Source organism: Embleya sp. NPDC127516, from assembly GCF_044765325.1.
Taxonomy (GTDB): Bacteria; Actinomycetota; Actinomycetes; order Streptomycetales; family Streptomycetaceae; genus Embleya.
Genome location: NZ_JBIWJT010000005.1, coordinates 377,864 through 393,379 on the forward strand (window position 1 = coordinate 377,864; position 15,516 = coordinate 393,379).

At 70.8% G+C, this 15,516-nt stretch carries 7 protein-coding genes; 1 reads left to right on the forward strand and 6 read right to left on the reverse strand.

Features of this window, described 5'->3' with window-relative positions:
• Positions 1-33: 33 nt before the first annotated feature.
• The 6 genes from pgsA to ACIRL2_RS12380 form a co-directional block, all read right to left on the reverse strand.
• Positions 34-708, reverse strand: coding sequence for a CDP-diacylglycerol--glycerol-3-phosphate 3-phosphatidyltransferase (gene pgsA / locus ACIRL2_RS12355; RefSeq protein WP_395862207.1), 675 nt, complete (start codon positions 706-708; stop codon positions 34-36).
• On the reverse strand, positions 705-2,204 hold the full coding sequence (rimO, locus tag ACIRL2_RS12360) for a 30S ribosomal protein S12 methylthiotransferase RimO (RefSeq protein ID WP_395862204.1): 1,500 nt from the start codon (positions 2,202-2,204) through the stop codon (positions 705-707). The genes pgsA and rimO overlap by 4 nt, the downstream gene beginning before the upstream one ends.
• 81 nt (positions 2,205-2,285) lie before the next feature.
• Positions 2,286-3,176, reverse strand: coding sequence for a helix-turn-helix domain-containing protein (locus ACIRL2_RS12365; RefSeq protein ID WP_402231857.1), 891 nt, complete (start codon positions 3,174-3,176; stop codon positions 2,286-2,288).
• Between the two features lie 57 nt (positions 3,177-3,233).
• The gene (locus ACIRL2_RS12370) at positions 3,234-5,741 is read right to left on the reverse strand and encodes a DNA translocase FtsK (protein WP_395862200.1); all 2,508 of its coding nucleotides are present in this window, start codon (positions 5,739-5,741) and stop codon (positions 3,234-3,236) included.
• Between the two features lie 149 nt (positions 5,742-5,890).
• Entirely contained in the window at positions 5,891-6,583 is a 693-nt protein-coding gene (locus ACIRL2_RS12375) for a two-component system response regulator (protein WP_395862198.1), read from the reverse strand.
• A gap of 374 nt (positions 6,584-6,957) precedes the next feature.
• Positions 6,958-12,648, reverse strand: coding sequence for a HAMP domain-containing protein (locus tag ACIRL2_RS12380; protein ID WP_395862196.1), 5,691 nt, complete (start codon positions 12,646-12,648; stop codon positions 6,958-6,960).
• Between the two features lie 319 nt (positions 12,649-12,967).
• Here ACIRL2_RS12380 and ACIRL2_RS12385 point away from each other — a divergent pair, with 319 nt between their 5' ends.
• Positions 12,968-15,490, forward strand: a complete 2,523-nt coding sequence (locus ACIRL2_RS12385; RefSeq protein WP_402231860.1) for a SpoIIE family protein phosphatase — start codon at positions 12,968-12,970, stop codon at positions 15,488-15,490.
• The last annotated feature ends 26 nt before the right edge of the window (positions 15,491-15,516 follow it).

Here is a 15,516-nt window from a genome sequence, read left to right on the forward strand (position 1 = left end):
CCTCTCCCCCCGTGGTCGGGTTCCGTCCCGACGTCAAACCTGTCCGGCGGGCACCGGCGTGCCGCGTCGCAGTCGTACGGCCTTGACGATGTAGTCCAGGCCGGTCACCACGGTGATGATCACCGCGGCCGCCATCACCCAGGCCCGGGTGCTGGCCAGCGGGCCGGTCATGACCAGTGTGTACATGCCGATCGCGACACCCTGGAGCATGGTCTTGGCCTTGCCTCCCCGGCTGGCCGGGATCACGCCGTGGCGGATCACCCAGAAGCGCAGCAAGGTGATGCCGATCTCCCGGGCGAGCACCACGAGGGTGACCCACCACGGCAGGTCGCCGAGCGCGGACAGGCTGATCAGCGCGGCACCCATCAGCGCCTTGTCGGCGATCGGGTCGACCAGTTTGCCGAAGTCGGTGACCAGGTTGTGCATCCGGGCCAGCTTGCCGTCGAAGAGGTCGCTGATGCTGGCCACGGTGAACGCGGCCCAGGCCCAGGCCCGCCACGCGGGATCGTGGCCGCCGTCCTGGAGCAGCAGGACGACGAAGACCGGCACCAGGGCCACCCGCATCATGGTCAGCGCGTTGGCCGCGTTCCACGCGCTCACCGAGGTGGTGGGGTCGCCGAGTCGATCCGGCTTCGGCGGGTGGTTGGCCGCGGCGGCGCGGACCGCCTCGGCCGGACGCCGACGCTGCGGTGCCGGATCGGCCGTCACCGATCGCCCCCGGGCACGATCACGTCGATCGCATCGCCGTGCAGGTCGGCGCCCTCGCTGTCGGTGACCCGGACCCGGACCAGGTCGCCGACCCGCAGGCCCTCGCCGATCACGGTGGTCGAGCCGTCGGTCTCGGGGGCCTGGTGGTGCGCGTGGCCCTCGGCGCTGCCGTCCTCGCCGAGTTCCTCGATCAGCACGATCACCTCGGTGCCGATCCGGTCCTCGGCGCGTTGCGCGACGAGTTCCTCGGCCAGCCGGGAGATCCGCTCCACGCGCGCGGCCACCACATCCGGATCGATCTTGTCGGCGTAGCCCGCCGCCTCGGTGCCGTCCTCGTCCGAGTAGCCGAACACGCCGATCGCGTCGAGTCGGGCGGCGATCAGGAAGCGCTCCAGCTCGTCCACGTCCTCCTCGGTCTCGCCCGGGAAGCCGACGATGAAGTTCGAGCGCGCGCCGGCCTCGGGGGCCTTGGCCCGGGCCTGCTCCAGGAGGGTGGTGAACGCCTCGCGCGAGCCGAAGCGGCGCATCCTGCGCAGCACCGGCTCGGAGGCGTGCTGGAAGGACAGGTCGAAGTAGGGCGCGACGCCGGGCGTGCCGGTGAGCACGTCGATCAGGGTCGGCCGCATCTCGGCGGGCTGGAGGTAGTTGACCCGGACCCGCTCGATGCCCTCGATGGCGGCCAGCTCCGGCAGCAGCGTCTCGAGCAGGCGCAGGTCGCCCAGATCCTTGCCGTAGGAGGTGGAGTTCTCGCTGACCAGGACGATCTCGCGGACGCCCTGCTCGGCCAGCCAGCGGGCCTCGGCGATCACGTCCGAGGGGCGTCGGGAGAGGAACGAGCCGCGGAAGGAGGGGATCGCGCAGAACGAGCAACGTCGGTCGCAGCCGGAGGCGAGCTTGAGCGAGGCGACCGGGCCGGAGCCGAGCCGGCGGCGCAGCGCGCGCGGCCCGGAGGCCGGGGCGACGCCTTCCGGCAGGTCTGCGGGTGCGCCGTGTCCGGGCACCGCGACATCGGCGGCCTGGCGCTCGACCGGGGTGATCGGCAGCAGTGCGCGGCGGTCGCGCGGCACGTGCGAGGTGTGCTCGTCGCCCGCGAGGATCGAGCGCAGCCGGGTGGAGATGTCGCCGTAGTCGTCGAAGCCGAGCACCGCGTCCGCCTCGGGCAGGGCGCCCGCGAGCTGGTCGCCGTAGCGCTCGGCCAGACAGCCGACCGCGACGACGGCCTGCGTGCGGCCCTCGCCCTTGAGGTCGGCGGCTTCCAGGACGGTGTCGATCGAGTCCTTCTTGGCGGACTCGACGAAACCGCACGTGTTGACCATCACGACGGACGCGTCCGCGGCGTCCTCGACGAGGGACCAGCCGTCGGCCTCCAGCCGGCCGGCGAGTTCCTCGGAGTCCACCTCGTTGCGGGCGCAGCCGAGGGTGACCAGGGCGACGGTGCGCAGGGCGGAGGGGCTCTCGGCCGGGGCGGCGGGGCTGGTGGTATCGCGGGCGGGCATGCCGGAAAGCCTACGTCAGGCGCGGGCGTGGACCGGACGCAGGGAAGCGTCCGATGGTTCCGGGGAGGTCACGATGGCTCGTCAACGAGGGGAAGCACCCGCCGACGAGGTGGTCCGCGTCGGAGAAGGGTCGGCCGACGCGCTCGTCCGCGTCGGGGAGGGGCGGGCCGATGAGGTGGTCGGCGTCGGGGAAGGTTCGGCCGACGCGCTCGTCCGCATCTGCGGGAGGGGGTTGCCGGGTACGAACGTGTGCTGGGCCACGTCGCCCTCCTCGCCCGCCGGGCCCAGGTCCTTGCCGTTGACGTTCAGTCGCGCGGCGCCGGAGTTGCCGATCTGGAGCTTGAGCTGCTCGGGGTCGGTGAGCGTCTTGGCCTCGCCCTTGTTCAGGATCGTCTCGAAGATCTGCTTGTTCTCGGCGTCGAACGCGCGGATCCAGCTGCGGCCGTCGACGGCGGTGATCGTGACGACCACCTCGGCCGGGAACTCGGGGGTCTTGGTCGACGGCTCGACCGGAGGCGGTGGGGGCGGCGGGGCCGGGGCTACGAGGGCGGTCGTGGTCGGCGCGACCCGCGACGCGGTCTCCTTCTTGTCGTCGTCGGCGCGACCGCCGGCGAGCTGGACGAACGCGAAGATCAGCACGATGACCACCGCGACGCCCATGGCCAGGGTCCAGTTCGGCCGGCGGTACTCGATCGATTTGCGGGGGGAGTCGAAGATCTCGGTCGGGCGGGGAGTGCTGGTGCCGCCGACCGTGTGGTCGTATTCGGCGATCAGCGGATCGGGTTCCAGGCCGGTCGCGCGGGCCAGGGTGCGGATGTGGCCGCGGGCGTAGAAGTCGCCGCCGCACGGTTCGAAGTCGTCCCGTTCGACGCCCTCGATGATGACCTGCCGGATGCGGGTGACCTCACTGAGCCGTTCGACAGTGAGACCGGCCCGCACTCGTGCCTCGGCGAGGCTTTGACCGATCGACACGATTCGCCCCTTATGCGTCATTCATCACGACTGACACCAATCATCACTTAAGTCAGATCATTCACCACGCAACGTGGCCATAACCTGCTCGATTTCATCCGGTTTGATCAACACCTCGCGCGCCTTGGAGCCCTCGCTGGGTCCGACGATGTCCCGGCTCTCCATCAGGTCCATCAGCCGCCCGGCCTTCGCGAAGCCGACCCGCAGCTTGCGCTGGAGCATCGAGGTCGAGCCGAACTGGGTGGAGACCACCAGTTCGACCGCCTGGCAGAGCAGGTCGAGGTCGTCGCCGACCTCCTCGTCCACCTGCTTCTTGCGATCCGGCGCGGCGGTGACCTCCTCGCGGTACTCCGGCTGGAGTTGCTCCTTGCAGTGCCGGGCGACCGCGTCGATCTCCTCCTCGGTGACGTAGGCGCCCTGCATGCGGATCGGCTTGCTCGCGCCCATCGGCAGGAACAGCGCGTCGCCCTTGCCGATCAGCTTCTCCGCGCCGGGCTGGTCCAGGATCACCCGGCTGTCCGCCAGCGAGGAGGTGGCGAACGCGAGTCGGGACGGCACATTGGCCTTGATCAGCCCGGTCACCACGTCGACGCTGGGCCGCTGGGTGGCCAGCACCAGGTGGATGCCCGCCGCGCGGGCGAGCTGGGTGATCCGCACGATCGAGTCCTCGACGTCGCGCGGGGCGACCATCATCAGGTCGGCCAACTCGTCCACGATCACCAGCAGGTACGGGTACGGCTGCGCCTCGCGCTCGCTGCCCGGCGGCATCTTGAGCTTGCCCGCGCGCACCGCGACGTTGAAGTCGTCCACGTGCCGGAAGCCGAAGTTGGCCAGGTCGTCGTAGCGCATGTCCATCTCGCGCACGACCCACTGGAGCGCCTCGGCGGCCTTCTTCGGATTGGTGATGATCGGCGTGATCAGGTGCGGGATGCCCTCGTAGGTGGTCAGTTCGACCCGCTTGGGGTCGACCAGCACCATCCGCACCTCCTCCGGGGTGGCACGCATCATGATCGAGGTGATCAGGCCGTTGATGCAGCTCGACTTGCCCGCGCCGGTGGCGCCCGCGACCAGCAGGTGCGGCATCTTGGCCAGGTTGGCCACCACGTCGTTGCCCTCGACGTCCTTGCCGAGCGCGGCGATCATCGGATGCGCGTCGCCGCTCGCGGTGTCCGAGGCCAGGATGTCGCCCAGGCTGACCATCTCGCGGTCGGTGTTGGGAATCTCGATGCCGACCGCGGACTTGCCCGGGATCGGGCTGATGATCCGCACGTCGGCGCTGGCCACCGCGTACGCGATGTTCTTGGCGAGCGCGGTGATCCGCTCCACCTTGACCGCCGGGCCCAGTTCGATCACGTAGCGGGTCACCGTCGGGCCCCGGGAGAAACCGGTGACCTGCGCGTCCACGTTGAACTGCTCGAACACCTTGGACAGCGCGGCGACCACGTCGTCGTTGGCCTTGCTGCGGGCCTTGGCCGGCGGGCCCTTCTTGAGCAGCGACGGGCCGGGCAGGTGGTAGGTGATGTCGCCGGACAGCCGCAGTTGCTCGCTGCGCGGCGGCGCGGGGGTGTGCGCCGGCGCGTCGGCGGCGCGCGCCCGCAGGTCGGTGACCACCCGGGCGGCGGCGGCTTTGCGCGAGCGCGCGGGCGGTACGACCAGGCCCGCGTCGTTCGCGTCCAGCGCCGCGGCGGCGGCCGCGGCCACGTCGATCGCGTCCGGATGGCCGTCGGCACCGCTGGACCGGCGGCGCGGTCGGGTCCTGCGGACCGGCGCGGCGGCGGGAGGCGCGTCGTCCTCGTCGAACCCGGCGAAGCCGCTCGGGCGCTCGTCCTCATCGAACGGCGCGGGCTCGGGCCCCTCGATGAAGCCCAGGAAGACCCCGAGCCGCTCGGGTACCGCGTTGATCGGCGTGGCGGTCACCACGAGCAGGCCGAACACGATCAGCAGCACGAGAAGCGGCACCGCGACCCACCGGGTCACCAGGTGCACGGGCGGGGTCGCGAAGGCCCAACCGACCAGGCCGCCGGCGTCGCGCATCGCGGCCGCGCCGTCGCCCGGTTGCGGCGTCCCGCAGCCGACGTGGATCAGCCCGAGCACGCTGCACACCAGCGCCGTGCAGCCGATCATGATCCGCCCGGTGGCGTCCTTCTGGTCGGGGTGGCGCATCACCCGTACGCCCAGCGCGCCGACCAGGAACGGCACCAGCAGGTCGAGCCGGCCCACCAGGCCCGCGACGACCGCGTTGACCGCCTCGCCGACCGCGCCGTCGATGGTGCCCCACGCGCCGGCCGCGATCACTATGGCCAGGCCGAGCAGGGCCAGTCCCAGGCCGTCCCGGCGGTGCGCCGGGTCCAGCCCGCGCGCGCCGGAACCGATTCCGCGCGCGGCCGAGCCGAACGCGTGGGCCAGCCCCAGCCACAGTCGCTTGAGCCCCTTCCCGAGCAACGCGGGTACCCCGCCGAGCAGTTTCGGCGGGGGCGGCGGGGGTGGCGCGGGTTTCTTGGCGGCAGCCTTCTTCTTCGCGGCCGTGCGCGGTTGCGCTCCGCCGCCGGACGCACGTGTGGCCATGTTCCGAGGTTACCGGTGGACCCTTCACACCTCATGCGTCCCAGCCCGGAGGGCGCGCGTGTCGGATTCGCACGCCGCTTCCGGACCCGGGGTGGCCCCGAGCCCCGACCGGGCCGCACACGGCCCGGTCGGGGCTCGGGGCCACCGGGTCAGGCGTCCGCCTCGCCGGTGTCCGGTGCCGGTACCAGCGGCGGGCCGCCGTGCCCGGCCGCGGCCGGGGCGAGGGCGTCGAGCGCGGCGCGCATCCGGGCCACCCGGCGGCGGAGTTGACTCGCCGAGGCGGCCAGGATCGGATCGTCCGCCGACTCGACCTGCTTGGCCATGCCGTCGGCCTGCTCCTCGACCGAGGCCAGCCGCGCGGACAACTCCGCGATCACGTCCGCCCCGGCCCGGTCGCCGCCGGCCACGCCTTCGAGCCGCCCGCGCAGCAACGCGGCCTGCTCGCGCAGTTGGCAGTTCTTCTTGTACAGGTCCACGAACACGGAGACCTTGGCCCGCAGCACCCACGGGTCGAACGGTTTGGAGATGTAGTCGACGGCACCGGCCGCGTATCCGCGGAAGGTGTGGTGCGGACCGTGGTTGATCGCGGTCAGGAAGATGATCGGGATGTCCCGGGTCTTCTCCCGGCGCTTGATGTGCGCGGCCGTCTCGAAACCGTCCATGCCGGGCATCTGGACGTCGAGCAGGATCACCGCGAACTCGTCCGTGAGCAGCGCCTTGAGGGCTTCCTCGCCCGAATGCGCCCGAACCAGGGTCTGGTCCAGCGCGGACAGGATCGCCTCCAGGGCGAGCAGATTCTCCTGACGGTCATCGACCAGGAGGATCTTGGCCTTCTCCGTCATGGCCCACCCTCTTCGATCCGACACGGTGGGTGACCCCGCGTATCGGTCGGCTCCACTCGTCCTTGTGCATCTTTTCGGTTTACGCGGCCCTGAATGACACAGCCTCGATCGACACGGTTTCGCTCGACCCGACCTTCGCCGTGGCCGTCCCGGCGCACACCACACCGGTCGAGCACACGTTCCGGGTGGTGCTCGTCCCGGTCATGGTAGTGGCCAGGCGATCGGCTCGGCAGGTATTCCGACACAGACGACCGCATGGTGTCACCACGCCTCGACCCACGGTCGCGACAACACCGCATCGACCCCTCCGCCCCTTCAACGTCGCTCGGTCCGTTCGGGTTCCATCATGGGGCGCCGGCCGCCCGGGAAGCGAACTAGTGGTCGAGCCAAGTCCGGATGAGTCCCAACAAGTGCCGCGTGTCGACCGGCTTGGCGACGTAGTCGGAGGCCCCGGAGTCGATGCTCTTCTCCTGATCCCCCTTCATCGCCTTCGCCGTCAACGCGATGATCGGCAGCCCGGCGTATTGCGGCATCCGGCGAATCGCCGAAGTCGTGGCGTATCCGTCCATTTCCGGCATCATCACGTCCATCAGCACGATCGCGATGTCGTCGTGCGCCTGGAGCACCTCGATGCCCTCACGGCCGTTCTCCGCGTACAGCACGCTCAGCCCGTACTGCTCCAGCACGCTGGTGAGCGCGAACACGTTGCGCACGTCGTCGTCGACGATCAGCACCCGCTCGCCGTCGAAGGTGCCCTCGAACGGCTCGACCACCGGCTTGGCCGGGACCGGGTGGTCGGGGCGGACCGGGGCGGTGGCGCCGATCACCGCCCGGGTCAGCCCGTCCGGGGTGGAGACCCGCTGGAGCAGCACGATCCGACGTCGATAGCCGCGCAGGCGACCCGACTCGGAGCGGGTCGGCCGGTGCGGGACGTGCACCACGACCGGCAGGTTCTGCAGCTCGGGCCGGGAGGCGACCGCGTCCAGCACCTGCCAGGCCCCCTCGTCGGCCAGCCGCAGGTCCACCACCAGGCACGCGGGCGGCGTCTCGGCGAGCAGCCGGACCGCCTCCCCCTCGTCGCCGGCGGTACTCACCTCGATCGCCCCGTTCATCGCGGCCAGCGCGCCGGCCAGCGGAGCTCCGTCGGACTGCGGGGTCTCCACCACCAGCACCCGGCTCGGGACCGAGTCGCCCTTGTCCTCGTCCACCTCCTCGCCGTCGGCGAGGAGGTCGGGGGCATCGCTCAGCAGCGGGGTGGACGGCGCGGCGGCGGGCAGCGCCGCCCGGTACGGCGTCGGGGCCAGCTCGGTGTGCCGGTCGTGGATCACCTCGTCACCCGGGACCAGGACGCTGTCCAGCGGGAGGTAGAGGGTGAACGTGCTGCCTCGGCCCGGCATGCTCTCGGCGTGGATCTCACCGCCGAGCAGCCACGCGATCTCCCGGCTGATCGACAGGCCCAGGCCGGTGCCGCCGTAGCGGCGGCTGGTGGTGCCGTCGGCCTGCTGGAACGCCTCGAAGATCACCTTGAGCTTGTCCACCGCGATGCCGATGCCCGTGTCGATCACCGAGAACGCCACCGCGTGTTCGGCGTTGTCCAACTCGGTGTTGGTCAGCGGGATGTCGTCGGTGAGGGTGATCAGCACCTCCACCGAGCCGGAGTCGGTGAACTTGACCGCGTTCGAGAGCAGGTTGCGCAACACCTGTTGCAGGCGCTGCTCGTCGGTGAACAGGATCCCGGGCACCGCGGGCGAGACGTGCACCGTGAAGTCGAGGTTCTTCTCCGAGGTCAGCGGCCGGATGGTCGCCTCGACGTAGTCCATGAGCTGGGCCAGCGCGATCCGCGCCGGCCGCACGTCCATCTTCCCGGCCTGCACCTTGGACAGGTCCAGGATGTCGTTGATCAGTTGCAGCAGGTCGGATCCGGCGCCGTGGATGGTCTCGGCGAACTCGACCTGCTTGCGGGTCAGGTTGCCCTCGACGTTGTCCGCGAGCAGCTTGGCCAGGATCAGCAGGCTGTTCAGCGGGGTGCGCAGCTCGTGCGACATGTTGGCGAGGAACTCGGACTTGTACTTGGAGGACAGCGCGAGTTGCTCGGCCCGCTCCTCCAGCGCCTGCCGGGCCTGTTCGATCTCCCGGTTCTTGATCTCGATGTCCCGGTTCTGCCGGGCGAGCAGCGCCGCCTTGTCCTCCAACTCGGCGTTGGAGTGCCTCAGTTCGCCCTGCTGGCGCTGGAGCTCCTCGGAGCGTTCCTGGAGTTCCTCGGTCAGCCGCTGCGATTCGGCCAGCAACATCTCGGTGCGCGAGTTCGCCATGATCGTGTTGACCGTGACGCCGATCTGCTCGTTGAGCTGCTCCAGGAAGTTGCGGTGCACCTTGGTGAACGGACGGAACGAGGCGAGTTCGAGGACGCCGAGCAGTTGGTCCTCGAACAGCACCGGCAGCACGATCACGTTGGCCGGGGCGGCCTCGCCCAGGCCGGAGGCGATCTTGATGTAGCCGGGAGGCGCGTCCAGGATCAGGATCGAGCGCTTCTCCAGCGCGGCCTGGCCGACCAGGGACTGGCCGAGCCGGAAGCGGGTGGGTACGCCGCCGCCGTCCTGGTAGCCGTAGGAGGCGATCAGCCGCAGCTCGACCACGTCCTCCTGGGTCAGCTCGGCCAGGAAGAACGCGCCGTGCTGGGCGTCGACGACCGGGGTGAGCTCGCTCATGATCAGCGCGGCGACCGCCATCAGGTCGCGGCGACCCTGCATGAGACCGGAGATCCGGGCCAGGTTGGTCTTGAGCCAGTCCTGTTCGCGGTTGGCCCGGGTGGTCTCGCGCAGGTTGTAGATCATCTGGTTGATGTTGTCCTTGAGCTCGTCGAGCTCTCCGGACGCGTCCACCGCGATCTGCAGGGACAGGTCGCCGCGGGTCACCGCGGTCGCCACCTCGGCGATGGCCCGCACCTGACGGGTCAGATTGCCGGCCAACTCGTTGACGTTCTCCGTGAGTTGCTTCCACGTCCCGGAGACGCCCTCGACCTCGGCCTGGCCGCCGAGCATGCCCTCGGTGCCCACCTCGCGGGCCACCCGGGTCACCTCGCCGGCGAACGCCGACAGCTGATCGACCATCGTGTTGATGGTGGTCTTGAGTTCGAGCATCTCGCCGCGCGCGTCCACGTCGATCTTCTGCGACAGGTCGCCGCCCGCGATCGCGGTGGTCACCTTGGCGATGTTGCGGACCTGGCCGGTGAGGTTGTTCGCCATCGAGTTGACGTTGTCGGTCAGGTCCTTCCAGGTACCCGAGACACCGGGGACGTGCGCCTGGCCGCCCAGGATGCCCTCGGTACCCACCTCGCGGGCGACCCGGGTGACCTCGTCGGCGAACGCGCGCAGCGTGTCCACCATCGTGTTGATGGTGCCCGCGAGTCCGGCCATCTCGCCCTTGGCCTCGACCGTGCTCTTCTGCGACAGGTCGCCGTCGGCGACGGCGGTGGCCACCTGGGCGATGTTGCGGACCTGCGACGTCAGGTTGTTGGCCATGACGTTGACGTTGTCGGTCAGGTCCTTCCAGATGCCGGACACCCCGCGCACCCGCGCCTGCCCGCCCAGGCGGCCCTCGGTGCCCACCTCGCGGGCCACCCGGGTCACCTCGTCGGCGAACGCGGAGAGCTGGTCGACCATCGTGTTGACGGTCTCCTTCAGCTCGAGGATCTCGCCCCGGGCATCGACGGTGATCTTCTTGGACAGGTCGCCGGTGGCCACCGCCGTGGTCACGTCGGCGATGCTGCGCACCTGGCCGGTCAGGTTGCCGGCCATCACGTTGACCGACTCGGTGAGGTCCTTCCAGGTGCCGGAGACGCCCTTGACGTCGGCCTGACCGCCGAGCCGACCCTCGGTGCCCACCTCGCGGGCCACCCTGGTCACCTCGTCGGCGAAGCCGGAGAGCTGGTCGACCATGGTGTTCACGGTGTTCTTGAGTTCGAGGATCTCGCCGCGCGCGTCCACGGTGATCTTCTGCGACAGGTCGCCCCGGGCCACCGCCGTGGTGACCTGGCCCAGACTGCGCACCTGTTCGGTGAGGTTTCCGGCCATCGAGTTCACCGAGTAGGTGAGGTCGCGCCAGACGCCGGCCACGCCGAGCACCTGGGCCTGCCCGCCGAGGCGGCCCTCGGTGCCCACCTCGCGCGCCACCCGGGTCACCTCGTCGGCGAACGCGGACAACTGGTCCACCATCGTGTTGACGGTGTTCTTGACCTCGAGGATCTCGCCGCGCGCGTCGACGTCGATCTTCTTGGACAGGTCGCCGCGCGCGACCGCCGTGGTCACCTCGGCGATGTTGCGGACCTGGGCGGTCAGGTTGCCCGCCATGAAGTTCACCGAATCGGTCAGGTCGAGCCAGACGCCGGCGACGCCCGGGACGACCCGGGCCTGACCGCCCAGACGCCCCTCACCGCCCACCTCGCGGGCGACGCGGGTGACCTCCGAGGCGAACGCGGAGAGTTGATCCACCATCGTGTTGACGGTGTTCTTGAGCTCCAGCATCTCGCCGGAGACGTCGACCGTGATCTTCTGTGACAGGTCGCCTCGGGCCACCGCGGTGGAGACCTGGGCGATGTTGCGGACCTGACCGGTCAGGTTGCCGGCCATCACGTTGACCGAGTCGGTCAGGTCCTTCCACGTGCCGGCCACGCCGGACACCTGCGCCTGACCGCCCAGAATGCCCTCGCTGCCCACCTCGCGGGCGACTCGGGTCACCTCCGAGGCGAACGCGGACAACTGGCCGACCATGGTGTTGACGGTGTTCTTGAGCTCCAGCATCTCGCCGGAGACGTCCACGGTGATCTTCTGCGACAGGTCGCCCTGGGCGACCGCCGTGGTCACCCCGGCGATGTCACGCACCTGCGCGGTGAGGTTGAAGAAGGCGGTGTTGACCGAGTCGGTCAGGTCCTTCCAGATGCCCGCGCCGCCGGGTACCTGGGCCTGGCCGCCCAGTCGCCCCTCGAAGCCGACCTCGCGGGCGACCCGGGTCACCTCGGACGCGAACGTGCGCAGCGTGCCGGTCATCGCGTTGATCGTCTCGGCGAGCTGGGCCATCTCGCCGCGCGCGGACACGGTGATGGTCTGCGACAGGTCGCCGTACGCGACCGCCTTGGTCACCTGCGCGATGTCGCGCACCTGGGCGGTGAGGTTGCCGGCCATGATGTTGACCGAGTCGGTGAGGTCCTTCCAGGTCCCGGAGACCCCCTCCACCCGGGCCTGGCCGCCCAGGCGGCCCTCGGTGCCCACCTCGCGGGCCACCCGGGTCACCTCCTGGGCGAAGCCGGAGAGCTGGTCGACCATCGTGTTGACGGTCTCCTTCAGCTCCAGCATCTCGCCGGCCACCTCGACGGTGACCGTGCGGGAGAGGTCGCCCTTGGCCACCGCGGTGGTCACCAGCGCGATGTCGCGCACCTGGAGGGTCAACCGGCTGGCCATCGTGTTGACCGAGTCGGTGAGGTCCTTCCAACTGCCGGACACTCCGCGCACCCGGGCCTGGCCGCCGAGCTTGCCCTCGGTGCCCACCTCGCGGGCCACCCGGGTGACCTCGTCGGCGAACGCGCTGAGCTGGTCCACCAGACCGTTGGCGGTACGGCCCATGCGCAGGAACTCGCCCCGCAGCGGCTGCTCGGCGATCCGCAGGTCCATCCGCTGGGACAGATCGCCCTCGGCGACCGCGGCCAGCACCCGGCCGACCTCGACCGTCGGCCGGACCAGGTCCTCCACGAGGGCGTTCGCCGCGTCGATGCTGGTCGCCCACGCGCCCTCGCCCGGTCCGGGGTCCAGCCGCTCGGTGAGTTTGCCCTCACGGCCGACCACCCTGCGGACCCGGGCCAGCTCACCGGCCAGGTGCTGGTTGCGCTCGACCATGTCGTTGAACACGACGGCGATCTCGGACATGATCCCGTCGCCGGAGACCGTCAGGCGCTTGCGGAAGTTGCCGTCGCGGACGCCGGTCAGCGCCGCCAGCAGACGACGCAGATCCTGCTCGTCGTGCCGGCTCCGGGCGGCCGTCGTCCGTGCCTGCCCTGGGGAAGCCTTCGCCATCTCGCATTTCCTCCGCCGGACCGATTCGCCGCGACCGCTCGTGCTCCCGGCCGCTTGCCATCGACAGTCTTTCACTCACAGGGTTGAGAGCAGAGGCGGTCCGGGAGGATGGTGCTTGTCAACCGGAAAGTGTGGGCTCGAAAGGCTCGCTTCGGCCGGAAGTTCTGTCGGAATCGTGACGGATCCGTCACTGTTTGGAAGGGGTCCGCCCGATCGTCCGAAACCGATAGGGTGCGAATCTGCCGGACTGTGGAGCCGGATTCGTCACCGCAGCCGCCGTTCGTCGCAGATGCGGGAGTGTATGGATCAGGGAACGAGCATGCTCATCACTGCCCGGATGAGCGCTGCCTTCGCACCCGAGGGCAGGTCCGTGGCGGCCGCGCGCTCGTTCGTCCGCAAGACGCTCAGCGACTGGGACGCCGGCGACGTCGTGGACGACGCCGTGCTGCTGACCAGTGAGTTGGTCACCAATGCGATCGTGCACGCGGGTACCTCGGCCGAGGTCTCGTGCGTGCGCTACGACGGCGGCGTGCAGATCGAGGTCACCGACCACTACCCCAGCCGCGAGCTGCCCGAGCCCGCCACCGGTTTCGACGACGGCGACGAAAGCGGGCGCGGCCTGTTCCTGTCCGCGTCGTTGGCCTCGGCGTGGGGCGTCGAGTACGCCAAGAACGTCAAGCGCGTCTGGTTCCGGCTCGAACTGCCCGACCCGGTCTCGGCGACCAGCTCGGCGGGGCCGCTGCTGCCGGCCAACGCGCTGCCCGACGCCACGGTGCCGGTCGGCGTGGCCGTGCTGCACGCGGACGCCTCGCGCAAGGTGACGCACTGGAGCACCGAGGCCGCCGAGCTGTTCGGCCTCACCGACGACGAGGCGATCGGCATGGCGCTGAACGACCTGGTCGCGTGGCCGCAGACGCCCGGTACCGAGCTGACCCTGGACGAGATGCTGGAGCTGTCCCGCTGGCAGGGCGGCTACGACATCCGCGCCGCGAACGGGGTCGCCTCCCGGGTGTTCGCGTCCCATGTGCGGCTGCGCGACGCGGGCGGCGATCCGGCCCTGGTCGCCCTGCTGGTGCCCGCCCAGGCGCGGGCCGTGCTGGAGCACCGGGACGGCTCCCGCGGTCGCGCGGGCGGTGCGGTGCCGGTGGACAACGAGTGGGACGGCATCGACGGGCTGAGCCGGCTGGGTCTGGAGGACCTGCTGCAACGCGCCGTCGAACGGGCCCGTGACCTGCTCGACGCGGACGCCGCGTTCGTCCTGCTGGCCACCGACGACGAGAGCGAGATGGAGGTGCGCGCCACCACCGGCCTGGCCGGCGCCGCGCATCGGTTGTCCCGGGTGCCGGTGGAGACCTCGGTGGGCCGCTACGGCTCGGCCCGGATGCCCGCGGTGCACGAGGACCTGGAGGCCGGGCCCGACGCGGTGCCGATCCTGCAGGACACCCGGATGCGCTCGGCGGTGACCGTCCCGCTCAAGGTCGAGGGCCGGCTGACCGGCACCCTCGGCGTCGCCTCCGAGTCCGCCGCGCGCTTCGACAACGACGACGCGGCCCGGCTCCAGCGCGCCGCCGACCGGGTCTCGCTGACCGTGGAGAGCGCCCGGCTGTCCGAGCTCGAACGTGTCCGCCGGGGCTCGCTGTCCTTCCTAGCCGAGGCGTCCGACCTGCTCGCGGGCACCCTGGACCCGGAAATGACGTTGGCGATGATCGCCCAGATCGTGGTGCCCCGGCTCGGCACGTGGTGCGCGGTCCACACCGGCGAGTCGCACGCGCCGGTGCTGAGCGTGGTGTGGCACGCCGACGAGATGCGGATCGACGACCTGCGCGCGCTGCTCGACCGGGCGGAGCCGCCGCGCGCCCAGCCCACCCCGGGCGCGCGCCGCTGGCTGGGCCTGCGGCACCTGGACCCGGAGGTCGTCCGCGAGCACGCCGACCTGGTCACCGGCGAGGCGGTCACCCTGCCGCTGGTCGCCCGCGGCCGGGGCATCGGCATGCTGACCTTCGGCATCCTGGCCGGCGACCGCTTCCGCCGGGACACCCTGGAACTGGCCGAGGACCTGTCCCGGCGCGCCGCGCTGGCGATGGACAACGCCCGGCTGTACTCCGAGCGGAATTCGACCAGCCAGGCCCTGCAGCGCAGCCTGCTACCGCCGGAGCTGCCCAAGATCCCGGGGGTCGACGTCGAGGTGGTCTACCAGGCCTCCGGCGAGGGCAACGAGGTCGGCGGCGACTTCTACGACCTGTTCACCATCGGCGGCGACAAATGGGGCTTCGCGATCGGCGACGTGTGCGGAACCGGTCCCGAGGCGGCCGCGGTCACCGGGCTGGCCCGCCAGGCCCTGCGGCTGCTGACCCGCGAGGGGCTGTCGGTACCGGCCGTCCTGCAGCGGCTGAACACCGCGATCCTGGAGGAGGGACCGCGCAGCCGGTTCCTGACCCTGCTGCACGGCCACATCACCCACCGCGAGAGCGGCGGCATCCGGCTGAGCCTGGTCTCCGCGGGACACCCGCTCCCGCTGCGGCTGCGCCCCGACGGCACGGTCACCTCGGTGGCCACGCCACAACCACTGCTGGGCGTGCTGGACGAGGTCGATCTGGTCCTGGAGACGGTGGACCTGGACCCGGGCGACGTCCTGGTCTGCGTCACCGACGGCGTCACCGAACGCCGCGAGGGCACTCGCATGCTCGGCGACGACGGCCTGGCCGAGGTGCTCTCCGGCTGCACCGGACTGACCGCGGGCGCGGTCGCGACCCGAATCCACCGCGCCGTCGAACAGTTCGCCGAGGAACAGGCCCGGGACGACATGGCCATCCTGGTCATGCGCGTCTCCGGCGAGGACTGACCAGGACGAACACCCCGACGCCCCGA